Genomic DNA, 16366 nt, shown 5'->3' on the forward strand with positions numbered 1-16366 from the left:
CGCCGATGCCATCACGCCATGCTCGGTTAGTCGATATAAACGATCAGGATCGTGCCTTGGGCATTCACGCCGGAGCAACGCTTCGCCCCGGCGTTGGTCGTCGCCGGCGTGCACGTCATCAGGTACGACTGGTGAGTTACCGGGCTGTAGGCGATAACGCTCTGGCCTGGCTGTGCATACCACGCTAAGCGAACGTTGTCGGCGAAAGCGCAGCTTGTCTCATCAGAGGCAACGCCACTCAAACCTGATGGGCAGATTTTGAAATTCTCGACGGGTCCCGCTCCCGGGGGCGGTGGTGGAACGGCCGCCGGAGGTGGCGGTGCGGCCGCGGTGGGGGCTGGCGGTTGCGTCGGCATGTCCTGGACCGCAAACAGGAATGCGCCGGGAGCCGCCTCCCACACGACCTTGTCGCCATCCGCTGTGACGTCAATCGACACATCGTGAGTCTTCCCGCGCGAGGTCACCGTCGCGATGCCCTTGTATTCGTTGCCCGCTTTGTAAACCAGGTCAACGTGAATCACCTTGAGGTGTAGAGGTGAAAGGTCCGCCAGCTTGGACTGCATCGACGACTGCACTTCTGCGGCGACCTGGTCGGCCCGAGACACCGTCGGCGCGGGCATCGTAGTCGGCGCAGCCTTCGTACCTTCCGCAGTTGGGCGCGTCAACACGAATACCGCAGAGCCAACAGCGATTACGACAGCCAGACCCAGTCCCACCCATACCGGCCACAGGGGACGCGCCTTCTCTTGTGACGGCGGCGGCTCTGGGAATTCCTCGGGCGCCGTCGGCGATCCCGGCTGAAGGGCGCCTTCCCACTGGGTGCCATCCCAGTAGCGGGCACCCTGACCGCCCAACGGGTCGGGATACCAACCGGGCTCAGTCACCATTGCCGTCGACAATCCATCGGCACTCCGCGGCCGTATGCGACGCCATGCAGTCGCTCCAGGCCTTCTGTCCAGCGATCGCCGGGTCCCCTTGTTGCACACCGGTATCCGGCAGCCACTCATATCCCGCCGACGGAACCGACATGCACCGCAGCGCGCTTCCGTCAGCGGCGACCGCGGTGCTGTTCATGTCAGCGTGAGCGCACATCGCGCCCACCTGGGGACCAGATAAAGCGGCCTGCTGCGGCGGCGACACCGGGACGTAGACCGGTGCAGGAGGAGCTGGCGGCGACCACGGAACATACCCGTCGGGAAGCTCCGGCCCCTGATAAATCGGATTGAATTAGTCACCACTCGGGCTGCGAAGGCACTTTTCGAAGCCCGGACCGGTCTCGTAGCAAAACGGGCCAGCGCTTGCTGTACCGGCTGATAGCCCCAGTCCCACAACCAGAGCCGCAACTGCAGCTACCGGCTTCCCCCACGTCATGTCCGGATCGTAACCCGTTCCTGGGAGGCTCCTGATGGGATCCACTGCAGCCGCTTCACGGCGAGGGCGGTCCACGTAAACGCCGCCTTCGACGCGCCGACCCGCACGGGCCCGAACGCCGCGGTAAGGACGTCAATCGTGCGGTCTCAGCAGCGACATTTTGGGAACAGATTTGGGAACGAAACTCTGCGAAACCGGCCTGAATCGGTGGAACGCGGCGGGACGGCGGGAACCACTCATGTCCCATGAGGTGGATTTATGAGACGGGGCGGACACTCAAAAAGCCTCGGTGCCTAGCTCATAACCCAGAGGTCGCAGGTTCGAATCCTGTCCCCGCTACTAAGTGAAACGGCCCCCGGAGATCACTCCGGGGGCCGTTTTCATGCCCGGTGGGCACGCGTTTTAGAACCCATTAGGGCCGGTAAGCGAATACCAGCGGCCGGCCGCGCTTGGATTGTCGTGGTATCGCGCCAATCAGTTCGCCGCGAACACGGGTAGGTCCGCGTTTTCCGGATAGCGCGCTGGCTGGGACCAGCCATCCTCTACCCGAATCTCGCACAAGCGATGGATCCGTTGAAACCGCCCCCTCCCAAACCTCGACGCCGACCTCAGCGGCTTCCTGACCATCGCGGCGGCGCGCAGCCCGGTTCCGCGGCTCGGTGCCTCGCCTTCCTGCTGACGACTCAGACAAACCGGCCGCATTGAGACCGACGGAAGTGATCGATAAGAAGCGTTCTCCGACCCGTGAAGGGCTGAACGGCCAATGCGGAGAGCAAGTTTCAGTCGAAAGCGATTCGAACGACTGTTGCAGAGCGGGTGCTTCGTCGGCGTAGTGCCTGGTTATGGGTTTGCTATTCCGAATGTTTGGTGGTGTGAACACTGATACCTTCGGTGCAACCGGCGTGGGGATTACAACTTGGCCACAGAGGACATGGAGAGCGACGCCGCGGTGCGAGCGCCGTCGCTGCCAGACGCCATCGTCCCATTGGTCATCCTGGCGGTGTTGATCGCAGGTTCACTGCAACTGTTCGGCCTCGACGCACTCGACGGCCCCGTTCAGGTGGCGCTGATGCTGTGTTGCGCGGCCGCAGCACTCATTGGCCTGAAGAACGGGTACAAGTGGTCTGCCGTGCAAGAGGCCGGCCAAGCCGCGCTGTCCTCGATCACCAGCGCCCTGTTCATCTTGCTGGCGGTCGGCGCGTTGATCGGCGCATGGAACATGTCCGGAACAATCCCAACGCTTGTGTATTACGGCATCCAGATTCTTTCACCCGGCTACTTCTACGTCGCGGCAGCGGTTATCTGCGGGGCGGTGGCGATGTCCATCGGCAGTTCGTGGACGACGGCGGGAACCATCGGGGTCGGCCTGGTCGGCATCGCAACGGTTCTCGGCGTATCAACGGCGATCACCGCGGGAGCGGTGATTTCCGGGGCGTATCTGGGTGACAAGCTTTCACCGCTGTCGGAGACGACGATCCTGACGGCTCAGATGGTCAAGGTCGACCTGTACACCCACATTCGCAGCCAGGCCTGGACGAGCGTGCCCGCGTTCATCCTCGCTGCGATCGCCTTCACCGTACTGGGCGTCGCCGGACCGCCCGTCCATGACATCGTCAGTGAAGACGTCGAATTGGCCAGGCTCGATCAGATCTTCTGGATCAACCCGCTGAACCTGCTACCGCTGGCGTTGCTGGTCATCCTGTCCATCCGGAAGGCACCTGCATCCCTAGCGCTGCTGGCTGCCGCTCTGTTTGCGGGCATTCAAGCTACGATCCTGCAGCGCGACGCGGTCGACGGGTTCGTCACCCAAATCGGTGGCAGCTCAAACCCGTTGATCGGGTCGGTGCAGGCCGTGTGGAAGGTGATGGCTAACGGCTTCACGATGAACTCTGGCATTGCCGACATCGACCGACTGCTGTCCCGGGGTGGCATGGACAGCATGCTGCTGACTATCTGGCTGATCATCGGCGCGGTCACCTTCGGCGCCCTTCTCGAACAGCTCGGCCTGATCGACCGCATCATCAACCCGATGATCGCAGCTGCCACGACGCGGGGACGTCTTTATTTCGCAGTGTTCGCCACCGGTTTTGGGCTCAACGTGGTGGCGGGGGACCAGTACATCGCGTTGGTGTTGCCGAGCCGGATGTACCGGGTGGAGTTCGAGAAGCGTGGTCTGGCGCCGCAGAACCTGTCTCGCCTTGCCGCCGACAGTGCCACCGTGACATCGCCTCTGGTGCCCTGGAATTCGTGTGGTGCCTTCATGGGCGCGGTGCTTGGGGTCGCGACGTTGGCGTATCTGCCGTTCGCGCTTTTCAACATATTCAGTCCGTTGTTGAGCGTGCTGTACGGGTTCACCGGTTTCAAGCTCGTCAAGATTCAGACACCGGATTCGCACGGAGGTGCTCTTTGACCTCCGAATGGCTCACTGTGCTAAACGTCGATGGATTCGCAGGGCACCGATGGCATTCCGCGCCCAAAATACAATCGAAATGATTGACTGAGAACGGCTCAGAATTCGCGTCTGACTACACGAGGAGTGGACATGGACTGGGGAGCATCTTGGGATTTCCTTTGGCACTTTTTGGTTATCTTCGCCTGGATCGCATATCTGTTGGTGCTGTTCCAGATCCTTGCGGACTTGTTCTGGCGTGACCACAAGACGTCGGGCTCGGTCAAGGCGATCTGGGTGTTCTTCCTGATCCTGTTGCCCTGGCTCACCGCGCTGGTCTATTTGATCGCCCGCGGCCAAGGCATGTCGGAACGTGCACGCGAGGCAGCCGCCGCGGCGAAAAAGGAGACGGACGCCTACATCCAGCAGGTCGCTGGCCGGTCGCCGGCGCAGGAAATCGCCGACGCTAAAGCACTTTTGGACGCTGGGACAATCACGCAGGCCGAATTCGACACACTCAAGGCCAAGACGCTCGGCTAGCGGAAGCGCGACCTGCTCAACCGCAAGTCCACATCGCCGCCGAGGTCGACGCGCCAGGGTGGCTACCTGGCTGTACTGCAACGGAATTCGTTTGACGGGACGCGCTCTCCTCGTCAGCGCTCCCGAATCTTGTTGGTAGAGAAGGCTATGCGGGCTCGTCGTCGGTGGGGGCGTCGTCGGCCAGGTGGCGCAGAACTCGTTCGTTGAGGGCGGTCAGCATGTCGAGCTCAGCCGGGGTGAGCAGGTCGATGAAATTCCGGCGGACGTCGTCCACATGCCCCGGCGCCGCCTTCTCGATGGCGGCGCGGCCGGCCGGCAGCAGGCAGACCATGGTGCTGCGGGCGTCGTCGGGGTTGGGCTCGCGGCCGATCAGACCGTCCTTCTGCATGCGCCGCACCTGGTGCGAGACACGGCTTTTCTCCCAGCCCAAGGTGTTGCACAGCTCATGTGCCGGCATGCGGTCGCCCTCGCTACCCGAGAGCACCGCGAGGACCTCGTAGTCCGCCCCGGACAGGCCCGATTTCTGCAGGCTCCGGTTCAAGTGCACGTCGAGCTCATGATGCGCGTGCTTGAAGGCGCGCCAGGCCCGGTCTTCACGGGGGTTCAGCCATTTCGGTTCCATCGGCCTCCACGCTTCCGCCACTTTAGTTGACCCATCAACCAAACAGGCTTAGGGTGAGGAGTCAACCTTTTCCGACCCAGTTTAGACAGGACACCCCATGAGCAGCATCAGCATCATCGGCACCGGCAACATGGCCCGCGCCATCGGCGCGCTGGCGGTAGCGGGAGGCAACACCGTCGAGGTCATCGGCCGTGACCGCGCGAAGGCTGCCGACCTCGCCAAGGAACTCGGCCCCAGCGCCACGACAGGACAGTTCGGCGCCGTCCCCGCCGGCGACATCGTCATCGTCGCCCTGCTGTACGCCAACGTCGTTCCGGTTGTCGCGCAGTACGGCGACGCCCTGGCAGGCAAGGTGGTCGTCGACATCAGCAATCCGTTCAATCCCGCTGCCGACGGGTTGGCCATCCCCCACGGCACCTCGATCGCGCAGCAAGTTGCCGAGGCGGCGCCTGCCAGCGCCAGCGTGGTGAAGGCGTTCAACACGATCTTCGGTGTGGTCCTGGCGCAGGGCAGGCCACTCGACGTCTTCATCGCAGGCGACGACGCCGAGGCCAAGGCGGGCGTGGCGCGGTTCATCGCGAGCCTCGAGCTGCGCCCGTTGGACGTCGGCGGCCTGCACATGGCGCACTGGCTGGAAGGAACCGGCCTGGTCGTGATGGGCCTCGCCCGCTACGGCGTGGGCAATTACGACTTCGCCCTCGGCGCCGCCTGAGTGCATCACCTGCAGGCCGGGGGCGACTGCGCCCTCAGAATGGTTGATAGATCATCGAAAGGATTTTCGTGATGAAGCTTGGCTTCGCACTCCCCATTGTCGGCCCCGCTGTCAGCAGCGCCGCTGGTTTGAGCGCGTTCTGCCGCGGACTCGAGGAGCTCGGCTACGACACGCTGTGGGTCGGCGATCGCCTGGTCACGCCCGTCGACATGCACAGCACGTACCCGGGTAAGGAGCAGCCGTACCCGCCGCAGATGACCCGGTACCTCGATCCGGTGCTGCTGTGGACGGTCGCCGCGACGGCCACCAGCCGGGTGCGGCTCAACGCCAGCACGCTCAGCACGTTCTACTACGAGCCGGTGCACCTGGCCCGGCTGCTGACCACGCTCGACGTGCTCAGCGTTGGCCGCCTCGACGTGGGCGTGGGAATCGGGTGGATGAAGGACGAACACGACATCGCCCGCAGCGCCGACTGGCGCCGGCGCGGGCAGATGCTCGACGACCTGCTGGCGTTCCTGCGCGAGTGGTGGACCACCACTCCGGTGTCCTGGGAAAGCGAGTTCTTCTCGTTGCCACCGGTCCATGCCGACCTGCGCCCGGTCCAGGCTGGCGGTCCGCCCATCTGGATCGGCGGTGTCAGCGAGGCCGCGATGCGCCGGGTCGGCCGCAGCGGCACCGGTTGGCTCGGGGTGGAGGGGCTGCAGGACGAGGTCACCGACCATCTGTGGTCGATTGCGCGCGGTGCGGCGACAGACGCGGGCCGTGATCCGGATGCACTGAAGACGGCCATGCGAATCAACCTCGAGGCGGGTACGTCCGTCGACTCGGTTGTCGAGAAGCTCGAGCGCCTCGCCAAATCCGATGCTGATGAGGCGATCATTGATGCCTTCGCAATGTTCCCCACCCTCAACGAGATGCTCGACTTCGCCGGCCAGGTGATCGCCCGATGGAGTGACCATGGGAAAGCTTGAGGGCAAGGTAGCGGTGATCACGGGTGGATCGAGCGGTATGGCGCTGGCCGGTGCCAAGTTGTTCGTTGACGAAGGAGCTCACGTCTTCATCTCGGGCAGGCGGCAGGAAGTCCTGGATGAAGCCGTCGGCCTGATCGGCCGGAATGTGACTGGCGTGCGAGCTGATTCGGCCAACCTGGACGAGCTGGACCATCTGTTCGACGCGGTCAGGCGCGAAAAAGGCGCCATCGACGTGTTGTGGGCGAGCGCAGGCATCGGCGAGGAGCGCAAGCTCGGTGAGATCACCGAGCAGCACTTCGATGCCACTTTCGGGCTGAATGCACGCGGCACGCTGTTCACGGTGCAGAAGGCGCTACCACTGTTCAACGACGGCGGCTCGATTCTGATGACCGGGTCGATCGCATCGGTCAGGGGCTATCCGTCCTGGAGTGTGTACGCGGCGAGCAAGGCTGTGCTGCATGCGTACGCCCGCGTGTGGTTGTCCGAGTTGGCGGACAGGAGGATCCGCGTCAACGTGCTGACGCCGGGCCAGGTAGCCACGCCGATCCAGGAGCAGTTGTTCGACGAGCAGACGAAGGCGCAGTTCGAGGCGTTGATCCCGCGGGGAAAAATGGGCAATGCCAAGGAGATTGCGAACGTCGCACTCTTCCTCGCCTCGGACGACTCGAGCTACGTCAACGGGACGGAGTTGATCGTCGACGGCGGTACGACGGCGGTCTGAGCACCCAGTCATTGACACCTCGGGCAGGTACCGTACAAGTCGACGTGATGGGTGACATTGCGAAAGCCGTGCTCACCGGCTAATCGCACACAGATGTCCTCGATGTCGTCGGCGGTGAAGCCGACGGCACGGCCGCACCGCCGGCACACCAGATAGTGCCGGTGCCCGGGCGCGGTGAGTAGGCGGTAGAGCAGTTCACCGTCCTCACTGCGCTGGGCTTCGGCCAACTTTTCCTCCGCGAGGTTGCGCAAAATGCGGTACACCGACGACAGGCCGACTCGCAGATCGTGATGAGTCCTGATGTCGGCGTGCACCTGTTGAACGGTGCGAAACGTCTCAGTTCGGCCGAGCACCTCAAGGACCGCCTGGCGTTTGGGTGTTCGTCGCCGGCCTTGCGCGGAAACCATTGCGGCGCTCCTTGATCATGGTGAGGACGGCGGTCAGGCCGTAGATCGCGGCGGCGGTGGTCATGATCATGAAACTGGCCGGAGCCTTGGGAACGGCGTAGGCCAGACCGATGCCGATCCACAGTGACGCCGCGGAAAGACCTGCCGCAAGCCAGAATCCGCGCCACGGCCGACTGGTCAGCCTGCCGGCTGCGGCGGCCGGTGCGGCGAACAGCCCGAGCACGAGCAGCGACCCGATGACGGGGGTGGCCGTCGCCACCGTCGCGCCGACCACAGCCAGGTACAGCGCCGCGAGCAACCGAGTCGGCACTCCGGCGGATCGCGCGACGACGGGGTCGATGGTGGCGAACAGCAGCGGTCGCGCCATCACCAACAGCACGATCAGCGCGACTACACCGAATTCGACAGTCATGATGGTCGCCACGCTGCTGAGCCCAAAGATGCTGCCGAACAACACATTGACGTTCGCCGCGCCGTTGCGCGTACTGCCGTGAACGGTGTAGTACGTCAAGAACAGCACGCCAAGCCCCAGCGTCCAGGCGAAGAAGGACCCGATCGCGACGTCGTCGGCACCCCGGCGGCCGCCGTAGCCCAGCGCCAGGCCCGCGCCGATAGTCGCGACGAAAAGCCCTGCGCGCAAGTCGAAGCCGATGGCGAGTGCGGCCATCGCGCCGGTGTACGCGACGTGACCGAGGGCGTCACCGGCGAACACCTGCCCGCGCAACACCAGGAAGTAACCCACCAATCCGCACAGCACGGCCACCGCGGTGCCTGCGAGCAGCGCGCGCTCGATGAAGGGATGGCTCAACATGTGCACCAGTCCGGCGACGGGCCCCGATGCGATCACGGTTGCGGTCACCTCGCGCGACATCCCGCGGCGGCCAGGTAAGCAGCGAATGCGAATGTGGCGACCCAGAATCCGATCGGATACGGAGTGAAGAACGCACAGCCGATGCCAACCCACGTCACCGTCAATGCGATGAGCACCGAAGCCGTCATACCCCAACCGGGGTGGGCGGTGAGGTGAAACGCCGCGGCCGCCGGCGCTACCAGCAGCGCGAAAACCAGTAAGCTGCCCGTGATCTGGCTTGCGCCCGCCGCAGCGACACCGAGCACCATCAGGAATGCCGCGCTGACGAGACGCGTCGGAATGCCGTTCGCCGAGGCGGTTTCGGGGTCGATCGACGCCCACATCAACGGACGGCCGATCGCGGCCATTGCGGCCAGACAGGCCAACGCGGCGGCGAGGAGCACGCGAAACTGCGCGGTGCTCACGCCGGTGATGGTGCCGAACAGCAGGTTGGTCAGGCCTGACAAGAAGCCGTGGTAGAGGCTGACGAACAGCAGGCCGGTGGCCAACGCGAGCGCCTGCACGGTACCGATGACTGCGGGCTGTTCGGTGAACCCGCCCAGACCGCCGGCCCGGGCCAGCGGCGGCAACATCGCAATCGCCGCGGCCGCGAGGACGCAGGCCGCCAGGTAGCCGTAGCCGGTGGCCATGCCCAGCCAGGCGGCGGCCGCCGCGCCGGGGAAACCGACGACTGCAAGGGTGTGCCCGGCGAACGCTTCCCGGCGCAGCACCATCATCCAGCCGACCCCGCCGGCCAGCACGGCTATCACGGTGCCCGAGCACAGCGCCGTGACCATGAACGGGTACGCGGTCATCTGCTGCAGATCGTCGAGCAGATTCCAACTGGGTTGCGGGTTCATCGGGCATCGTCGCCATGGCCCGGCGGCACGTCGGGCTGGCCCACCACGAACATTCGGCCGGTCCGGTCGCGCAGCACGTCGATCGGCATGCCGTACAGCGACGTCAGTTGGTCCGCAGTCAGGATTTCTTCGGGCGTGCCACCGACCGCCGTCCCACGCGCGATGTACACGACGCGGTCGAGGTACGGCAGGATCGGATTGACGTCGTGGGCAACCATGATCACGGCCACTCCGTCGCGGCGGCAGATGTCGCGCACCAACGCGCTTATCGCCGCCTGGTTGGGCACGTCGAGGCTGTCGAGCGGTTCGTCGAGCAGCAACAAGTCAGGTCGCCGTACCAGTGCCTGGGCCAGCAGCAGTCGCTGCTGTTCCCCGCCCGAACAGCGGCCGATGGGCCGACGTGCATACCCGCAGGCGCCCACCGATTCGACCACCTGCGCCACTCGGTGACGTCGAGTGGCGGTGCGCCACGGCACCGGCGTACCCCATCGTGCGCCGTCGAATCCCATTCCCACGACGTCGATTCCGCGGATCCGCAGGCTGGCGTCGAACGGTCGTCGTTGCGCCACATAGCCGATCCGGCTGTTGCGCCTGCCGGGGTGCGCACCCAGGACTTCGATGGTCCCACGCGCAGGCGTTAACCCGAGCAGCGCCTTCAGTAGCGTCGACTTACCCGCGCCATTGGGCCCGAGCACGGCGACGAATTCGCCTGGGGCCACGTCGAGGTCGACGCCCGACCAGATGGTACGGCCGCCGACGGCAGCGGCGGCGTCGCGCAATCGCACCGTGGTCACTTACTTCCCCGTGGCCGCGTGCAGCGCATCTGACAACTGGGACAATTGGGCCGACTGCCAGTCCTGGAACGACGCCGTGGCCGGCGAAAGCGTCTCAGTCACCGTGGTGACGGGTATGCCTTGCTTCTTCGCCTCGTCGACCTGGGCCGCCACGTCAGGGGTGCTGTTCTGAGTGTTGAACACGTACACCTTGATTGCCTTGGACGAGATCTGTTGGTCCACAGTCGATTTGTCGGCTGGTGACGGGTCGGTGCCCTCGCTGATCGCCTTGAGGAAATCCGCTGGCGTTTTCAGGTCGAGGCCCAACGCATCCGACAGCGGCGAGAAGATCGACTCGCTTGCCCCGACCGGCGTGCCTGCGTACTTGGTTTTGATCGTGGCGACCAGGTCGTGGTACTGCCTCAGACCTTGGTCGAGGAACTGTTGACGCTGGCTGTCGAAGTAGCCGGCGTCGGCAGGGTCGGCCTTCTTGTACGCCGCGGTGATCGCGTCGACGACCTTGGCGACTGAATCGGGGGAGTACCACTGGTGGGGATTGCCCCCGTCGGGCACCCCGACCACGTCGCCGACGCGCAGCACGGCGCGGTCGGCGTTCGGGTTGGCGGCAAGCAGTTTGTCGGCCCAACTGTCGTAGCCGATTCCGTTGTCGATGAACACCTTTGCGTCAGCGACAGTACGGGCGTCAGCGGGCGAGGGTTCGTAGTCGTGCGGATCGGTGTCGGGGTTGGTGATGATGCTGGTTTCCTGGACGTGATCGCCGCCCAACTGGGCCGCGATGCTGCCCCACGCGTTGATTGTCGCCACCACAGCGACTTTCGCCGTCGGCACTCCCGATGTGGCACTGGCGGTACTTGGCGCGGAACTCGTCGACCCGCCGCCACAGGCCGACACCGTCAGCGCCGCTGCGGCGATTGCACCCAACCCGATCATGCGTGGACCTGCCACCGTGACTCCTCACCTAAATGAAAACGATTTCCATTATCGGTTGGAACCTAGCAGCAGAAACCGGGCACCGGAAACCCTCCGGTGCCCACTCCCAGTTGATTGGCAGGATCGCGGCCGTTTCGGCTCAGAAGTGCGCCGAGGCTACGGTTTTTGATGAATTTCGGGCCGGATTCCAGCAGAAACCGTAGTTTCGGCGATCAGGAAAGACACCGGAGCGCCGCGGCGGCGCAGGATTCGTCGTCGGCGGCACTCGCACCGCTGACGCCGACGCCGCCGACGATGGCGCCAGCGTGAGTAATGGGAAGGCCGCCGCCGAAGATGACGAAACGACCGCCTGCGTTGGCGTGCAATCCGAAGAGTTCGCCGCCCGGCGCGGCAAGAGTGGCGAGTTCGGAGGTGGCGATGCGGTTCGCGACGGCGGTGTACGCCTTGTCGATGGCGAGAATCGGCCCCGCGATCTCCGCACCGTCCATCCTGCCGAACGCGATGAGGTTTCCGCCCGCATCGACGACGGCGGCGGACACCAGGATCGAGCGTTTTTCGGCTTCGGCGTGAGCAGCGGCGATCATGCGTAGCGCAGTCGCCAAGTCAACGGTCATGCTGTGCATCACCGAGTCAACATAGCGATCCGCCGTGCGTTAGCGCATATTTCAGTCCAAGTCGGCGAGCGCCTTGCGGGCGGCTTCCAATTCGGCTTCCAGCGCGGCGACCTTGGCGGCCTGCTGAGCCCGCGCCTCTTCGATGACCTGATCGATGGGAACGGAAAGGTCCTCGTGCAGTTCCTTGGCGGCCCGCGACACCGCAGCGGCCGCGACCGCAAGGTCGCGGGCGAGGTAGGTGCTGCCCTGCTTGAGCTCGGCGTGCCACTCGCCGTCGGCGGTCCCGGTGACGGTCAGCGTCAGCTCGAGGGTCTTGGCCTTCTTCCCGGCCGCCTTCTTGGCCGGCGACTTCTTCGGCTTCTCCTCGGCGGGAGGCACAGCGGAGAGTCCCGGCGTGCTCACAGCCGCCGTGGGAGTGTCGGAGTCGACGGACAGCGCTTCGGGTGCAAGAGTGTCTACGGTCATCGTTGCGGCGATCTCCTTGTCGAAACATCGCCCGCAGTCCGCGGGCTGGCCTTCAGATTCATTAGAACATATGTTCGACGGACTAGCCAACTCGCCACGCGCGCGCCGACTTCAGATCAGCGCTGTGGTGTCTATTTGATTGGGCCCGTGGGGTTTTCGTCACCGGCGCCGACGCTCACCGGCGTGTCGGCCGGTTGCCGCGGTTGCGGCCACGGCGACGGTGTTGGCCGCATCCGCACGATCTGCGGCCACCAGAACCAGGGGCCCATCATGGCCGCGATCGACGGCGTCATGAACGACCGGATGATCAGCGTGTCGAAGAGCAGGCCGAGACCAATCGTGGTGCCCACCTGCCCCGCCACGACGAGATCGCTGACCACCATCGTCATCATGGTGAACGCGAACACCAGGCCCGCCGACGTCACCACCGCACCGGTGCCCGCCATCGACCGGATGATGCCCGTCTTGATGCCCGCGTGGATTTCCTCCTTGAAACGGGACACCAACAGCAGGTTGTAGTCCGAGCCCACTGCCAGCAGGATGATCACCGACATCGCCAGCACCAGCCAGTGCAGGGGTGTGCCGAGGATGTGCTCCCAGATCAGCACGGACAACCCGAACGATGTGCCCAGCGACATCAGCACCGTGCCGACGATGACCGCGGAGGCGATCACCGCCCTGGTCAACAACAGCATGATGATGAAAATCAGGCAGAGCGAAGCAATTCCGGCGATCAGCAGATCCCAATTGGCGCCTTCCTGCATGTCCTTGTATGTCGAGGCGGTGCCGGCCATGTAGATCTTGGAGCCTTCCAGTGGCGTGCCCTTGATGGCCTCGAACGCGGCGCTCTTGATCTTCGGGATCAGCGCGATGCCCTCCGGGGTGGCGGGGTCTCCTTCGTGGGAGATGATGAACCGCACCGACTTTCCGTCGGGGGACACGAACATCTTGAGGCCGCGTTTGAAGTCGGCGTTGTCGAAGACCTCCGGCGGCAGGTAGAACGAGTCGTCGTTCTTGGATGCATCGAACGCTTGCCCCATCGCGTTCTGGTTCTCCTGCATCGCCTTCATCTGGTCCTGCTGGCTCTTCTGACTCTGGTACATGGTCAGCGTGATGTGCTGCATGCTCTTCATGGTTTCGATCTGCGCGGGCATGATCGCGACCAACTGCGGCATCAACGTGTCCAGCTTTTCCAGGTCCGGCATCAGGTTCTTGATGTCGTCGGTCATCGTGTCGATGCCGTCGAGGGTGTCGAAGATGGACCGCATCGACCAGCAGATAGGGATGTCGTAGCAGTGCGGTTCCCAGTACAGGTAGTTGCGGATGGGCCGGAAGAAATCGTCGAAATCGGCGATGTGGTCCCGTAATTCCTCGATGTCGACCGTGGTGGTTTGCATTTTGGTGACCATGCTGTGCGTGGTGGCCGCCATCTGCACGGTGATGTTCTGCATCCGTTCCATCGTGTCGATGGAGGTCTGCATGTCATTGGCCTGCGTGAGCATGTTGGCCATGACCTTGTCCATGTAGTCCTGGTTCATCTGCTGGGTGGTGCCCTGCGCACTGATCATGAACGGAATCGAGGTGTGCTCGATCGGCACGCCGCGAGGCCGGGTGATCGCCTGCACCCTGCCGACCCCCTCGGTATGGGCGATCGCACGAGCGATCCGCTCGATCACCAACATGTCCGCCGGGTTGCGCACGTCATGGTCGGTCTCGACCATCAGCAGTTCCGGATTCATCCGAGCCTGCGGGAAATGCCGGTCCGCGGCCGCGTAGCCGATATTGGCCGGGATGTCCGGCGGTAGGTAATTGCGGTCGTTGTACCCGGGCCGGTACGACGGCAGGGCAAGCAACCCGATCAGCGCCAGCGCCACCGACGCCGCGAGAATCGGTCCCGGCCAACGCACCACGACGGTACCGACCCGCCGCCAGGTCCGGGTGTCCGTCTTGCGCTTCGGGTCGAACAGACCGAACCGGCTGCAGATCGTCAGCAGCGCAGGCGCCATCGTCAGCGCGGCGATGGTCGCAACCAGCATGCCGATCGCCAGTGGAATACCCAACGACTGGAAGTACGGCAGCCTGGTGAAGTGCAGGCAGAACGTCGCGCCCGCGATGGTCAGGCCCGAGCCCAAAATCACATGCGCGGTGCCGTGATACATGGTGTAGAAAGCGGTTTCGCGGTCCTCACCGTTGTTGCGTGCTTCGTGGTAGCGCCCGAGCAGGAAGATCGCGTAGTCCGTACTCGCCGCGATGGCCAGGGTGGTGAGCAGGTTGACCGCGAACGTCGACAAGCCGATCAAGTCGTAATACGCCAGCGCGGCAACGATTCCCCTGGCGGCGGACAGTTCGATGAACATCATCACCAGGACGAGCAGCACGGTGGCGATGGACCGGTAGACCAGAAGGAGCATCACGAAGATGACGCCCATGGTGATGGCGGTGATCAACTTGACGGTCTTGTCGCCGGCATGGTGCTGATCGGTCGACAAAGGCGTGGCACCCGTGACATATGTCTTGAGTCCCGGTGGCGGCGTTGACTTGTCGATGATGTCGCGCACGGCTTGCACCGACTCGTTCGCCAGGCTCTCGCCCTGGTTGCCAGCGAGATAGACCTGGACGTAGGCGGCTTTGTTGTCGGCGCTCTGCGCGCCGGAGGCGGTCAGCGGATCGCCCCAGAAATCCTGGACGTGTTGGACGTGCGTCTTGTCGGCCTCGAGTTTGTCGATCAGCCCGTCGTAATACTTGTGCGCGGCATCGCCGAGTGGCTGGTCGCTCTCGAGGATGATCATCGCCGAACTGTTGGAGTTGAACTCGTCGAAGTTGTGACCGATGCGCTCCATCGCCTGCATCGACGGCGCGTCCTTCGGGGCGAACGAGACGGCATGCGCCTCGCCGACCGCCTCCAGTTGCGGGACGACCACATTGACGAGCACGGTCAGCGCGATCCAGCCCAAGAAGATCGGCACGCAGAACAGCCGGATGAAGCGCGGGATGATCGGATGCGCGCCGACATGTGTGTTGCTCATGCCGACTTCACCAAACAGAACGTCTGGGCGTTCACGCCGTCAGTGGTCCTCTCGTCTTTGACCACGCCGTCGACGGAGATCCGGCAGCCGATCGTGCCGCCGTCGCTTTGCGCGATGATGTTGGGGCTGGCCGCGGGCGCGGTGGTGGTCAGCGTCAGCTCCCACGGCAGCGGTGCATTCAGTGCCTTTTGCGGTTGGGCGTCCAGATCGAGGTAGTTGATCGTGGCAATGCTCCCGTTGCCGAAGATCTCGTACTTGACGACCTTGGGGTTGAACGGCTCCGGGTCGTTGACCAGGCCTGCGCCCGGCTTCGTGAGCACGGTCTGGCCGAAGAAGCCGCGGAACCGGTCCACGACGAACACCCCGACGGCCACCACCAGCACGATGACCAGCACGACCCAGAAACGCTTGGCGATACGCAGCATCTACCGGCGCTCCGTCTCTGGGTCCCCATCCCACGCAGGCATTTCGAAGCGATCAAGCCATCGCTCGATGAAGGCCGTGGCCTCGTCGTGCCCGCGTGTGATGCCAAGGCCCTTCTCGTGCAGGACCATTCGCGCCAAGCCGCCCATGATCATGGTCATGACGACCGGCGGGAACTGTTCGAGATCGAGTCCGCGCGCCTTCAGCGCCAAGGTGACGACGCCCTCCTGAAGATCCCGGAAGCGCATGGCGTACGCGACGATCTCGCTGCGAATCGCCTTGCGGTGATTGGCCATCGCCAAGAATTCGGTGAACAGCTGCGCGTCGAGCGTCTCGTTGAGTTGCCACAGCGCATGCACCGGTTGCGCCTGGGCGATCGCCTCACGCTGATGCGCCATGTTCTCCTCGGCCTTGTCGCGCAGCACGGCCACGAACAGGTCGTCCATGCTGGGGAAGTAGTAGTGCACGAGCGCGGGCTTGACGCCGGCCTTCGCTGCGACGCGGCGCGACGTGGCCGCGGCATAACCCTCGTCGAGCATGATTTGGGCGGTTGCCTCGATCAGGGCAGCCCGCGTCGCCTCTCGTCGGACGCGGGGTCGCTCGTCAGCAGCCGTGCTGGACACCAAGGCAGACTAAGTGCTGAGCGGCCGCCCAACAAGCGTTTCGTCGCG

18 protein-coding genes and 1 pseudogene are annotated in these 16366 nt (G+C 64.3%); 5 read left to right on the forward strand and 14 right to left on the reverse strand.

Going from position 1 to position 16366, the window contains the following annotated elements; all coding sequences use genetic code 11:
* Positions 1-26 precede the first annotated feature (26 nt).
* From C1A30_RS13350 to C1A30_RS35615, 3 genes and pseudogenes are all read right to left on the reverse strand, one after another.
* On the reverse strand, positions 27-620 hold the full coding sequence (locus C1A30_RS13350; protein ID WP_235009869.1) for a hypothetical protein: 594 nt from the start codon (positions 618-620) through the stop codon (positions 27-29).
* A gap of 168 nt (positions 621-788) precedes the next feature.
* Positions 789-887 (reverse strand): annotated as a pseudogene (locus tag C1A30_RS36515) (DUF2510 domain-containing protein); the annotation flags it as partial.
* On the reverse strand, positions 877-1092 hold the full coding sequence (locus tag C1A30_RS35615) for a hypothetical protein (RefSeq protein WP_160112741.1): 216 nt from the start codon (positions 1090-1092) through the stop codon (positions 877-879). The pseudogene C1A30_RS36515 and the gene C1A30_RS35615, both read right to left, overlap by 11 nt.
* A 1195-nt stretch (positions 1093-2287) precedes the next feature.
* Between C1A30_RS35615 and nhaC the strand changes: the two genes are divergently transcribed.
* Both nhaC and C1A30_RS13360 read left to right on the forward strand, forming a co-directional pair.
* Positions 2288-3781: a Na+/H+ antiporter NhaC gene (nhaC, locus tag C1A30_RS13355; protein ID WP_235009870.1), complete on the forward strand. Its 1494-nt coding sequence runs from the start codon at positions 2288-2290 to the stop codon at positions 3779-3781.
* 132 nt (positions 3782-3913) lie between these two features.
* Positions 3914-4300: an SHOCT domain-containing protein gene (locus C1A30_RS13360; protein ID WP_101948757.1), complete on the forward strand. Its 387-nt coding sequence runs from the start codon at positions 3914-3916 to the stop codon at positions 4298-4300.
* A gap of 145 nt (positions 4301-4445) precedes the next feature.
* Here C1A30_RS13360 and C1A30_RS13365 read toward each other — a convergent pair whose 3' ends face one another.
* A complete protein-coding gene (locus C1A30_RS13365; protein ID WP_101948758.1) occupies positions 4446-4922 on the reverse strand; it encodes a MarR family winged helix-turn-helix transcriptional regulator in 477 nt (158 codons plus the stop codon).
* A gap of 97 nt (positions 4923-5019) precedes the next feature.
* Between C1A30_RS13365 and C1A30_RS13370 the strand changes: the two genes are divergently transcribed.
* From C1A30_RS13370 to C1A30_RS13380, 3 genes are all read left to right on the forward strand, one after another.
* On the forward strand, positions 5020-5634 hold the full coding sequence (locus C1A30_RS13370; RefSeq protein ID WP_101948759.1) for an NADPH-dependent F420 reductase: 615 nt from the start codon (positions 5020-5022) through the stop codon (positions 5632-5634).
* 71 nt (positions 5635-5705) lie between these two features.
* Positions 5706-6605 carry a TIGR03619 family F420-dependent LLM class oxidoreductase gene (locus C1A30_RS13375; protein ID WP_101948760.1) on the forward strand — a complete coding sequence of 300 codons (900 nt, stop codon included), beginning with the start codon at positions 5706-5708 and terminating at the stop codon, positions 6603-6605.
* The gene (locus C1A30_RS13380; RefSeq protein ID WP_101948761.1) at positions 6592-7326 is read left to right on the forward strand and encodes an SDR family NAD(P)-dependent oxidoreductase; all 735 of its coding nucleotides are present in this window, start codon (positions 6592-6594) and stop codon (positions 7324-7326) included. Before C1A30_RS13375 ends, C1A30_RS13380 begins: the two co-directional genes overlap by 14 nt.
* 8 nt (positions 7327-7334) lie before the next feature.
* Here C1A30_RS13380 and C1A30_RS13385 read toward each other — a convergent pair whose 3' ends face one another.
* From C1A30_RS13385 to C1A30_RS13430, 10 genes are all read right to left on the reverse strand, one after another.
* Complete coding sequence (locus C1A30_RS13385; protein ID WP_101948762.1) at positions 7335-7733, reverse strand: Fur family transcriptional regulator; 399 nt, start codon at positions 7731-7733, stop codon at positions 7335-7337.
* Complete coding sequence (locus C1A30_RS13390) at positions 7681-8592, reverse strand: metal ABC transporter permease (RefSeq protein WP_235009872.1); 912 nt, start codon at positions 8590-8592, stop codon at positions 7681-7683. Before C1A30_RS13390 ends, C1A30_RS13385 begins: the two co-directional genes overlap by 53 nt.
* Entirely contained in the window at positions 8589-9443 is an 855-nt protein-coding gene (locus tag C1A30_RS13395) for a metal ABC transporter permease (RefSeq protein WP_101948764.1), read from the reverse strand. The genes C1A30_RS13390 and C1A30_RS13395 overlap by 4 nt, the downstream gene beginning before the upstream one ends.
* Positions 9440-10237: a metal ABC transporter ATP-binding protein gene (locus tag C1A30_RS13400; RefSeq protein WP_200828257.1), complete on the reverse strand. Its 798-nt coding sequence runs from the start codon at positions 10235-10237 to the stop codon at positions 9440-9442. Before C1A30_RS13400 ends, C1A30_RS13395 begins: the two co-directional genes overlap by 4 nt.
* Entirely contained in the window at positions 10238-11182 is a 945-nt protein-coding gene (locus C1A30_RS13405; protein WP_235009874.1) for a metal ABC transporter solute-binding protein, Zn/Mn family, read from the reverse strand.
* 197 nt (positions 11183-11379) lie between these two features.
* Positions 11380-11781, reverse strand: coding sequence for a heme-binding protein (locus C1A30_RS13410; protein ID WP_101950180.1), 402 nt, complete (start codon positions 11779-11781; stop codon positions 11380-11382).
* 51 nt (positions 11782-11832) lie between these two features.
* Entirely contained in the window at positions 11833-12246 is a 414-nt protein-coding gene (locus tag C1A30_RS13415; RefSeq protein WP_235009876.1) for a DUF6319 family protein, read from the reverse strand.
* 131 nt (positions 12247-12377) lie between these two features.
* Positions 12378-15272 carry an RND family transporter gene (locus C1A30_RS13420; RefSeq protein ID WP_101948766.1) on the reverse strand — a complete coding sequence of 965 codons (2895 nt, stop codon included), beginning with the start codon at positions 15270-15272 and terminating at the stop codon, positions 12378-12380.
* Entirely contained in the window at positions 15269-15697 is a 429-nt protein-coding gene (locus tag C1A30_RS13425; protein WP_101948767.1) for an MmpS family transport accessory protein, read from the reverse strand. The genes C1A30_RS13420 and C1A30_RS13425 overlap by 4 nt, the downstream gene beginning before the upstream one ends.
* Positions 15698-16318, reverse strand: a complete 621-nt coding sequence (locus C1A30_RS13430) for a TetR/AcrR family transcriptional regulator (protein ID WP_101948768.1) — start codon at positions 16316-16318, stop codon at positions 15698-15700. It lies immediately after the preceding gene.
* Positions 16319-16366: the final 48 nt, after the last annotated feature.

The organism is Mycobacterium sp. 3519A (genome assembly GCF_900240945.1).
In the GTDB taxonomy this organism is placed as follows: domain Bacteria; phylum Actinomycetota; class Actinomycetes; order Mycobacteriales; family Mycobacteriaceae; genus Mycobacterium.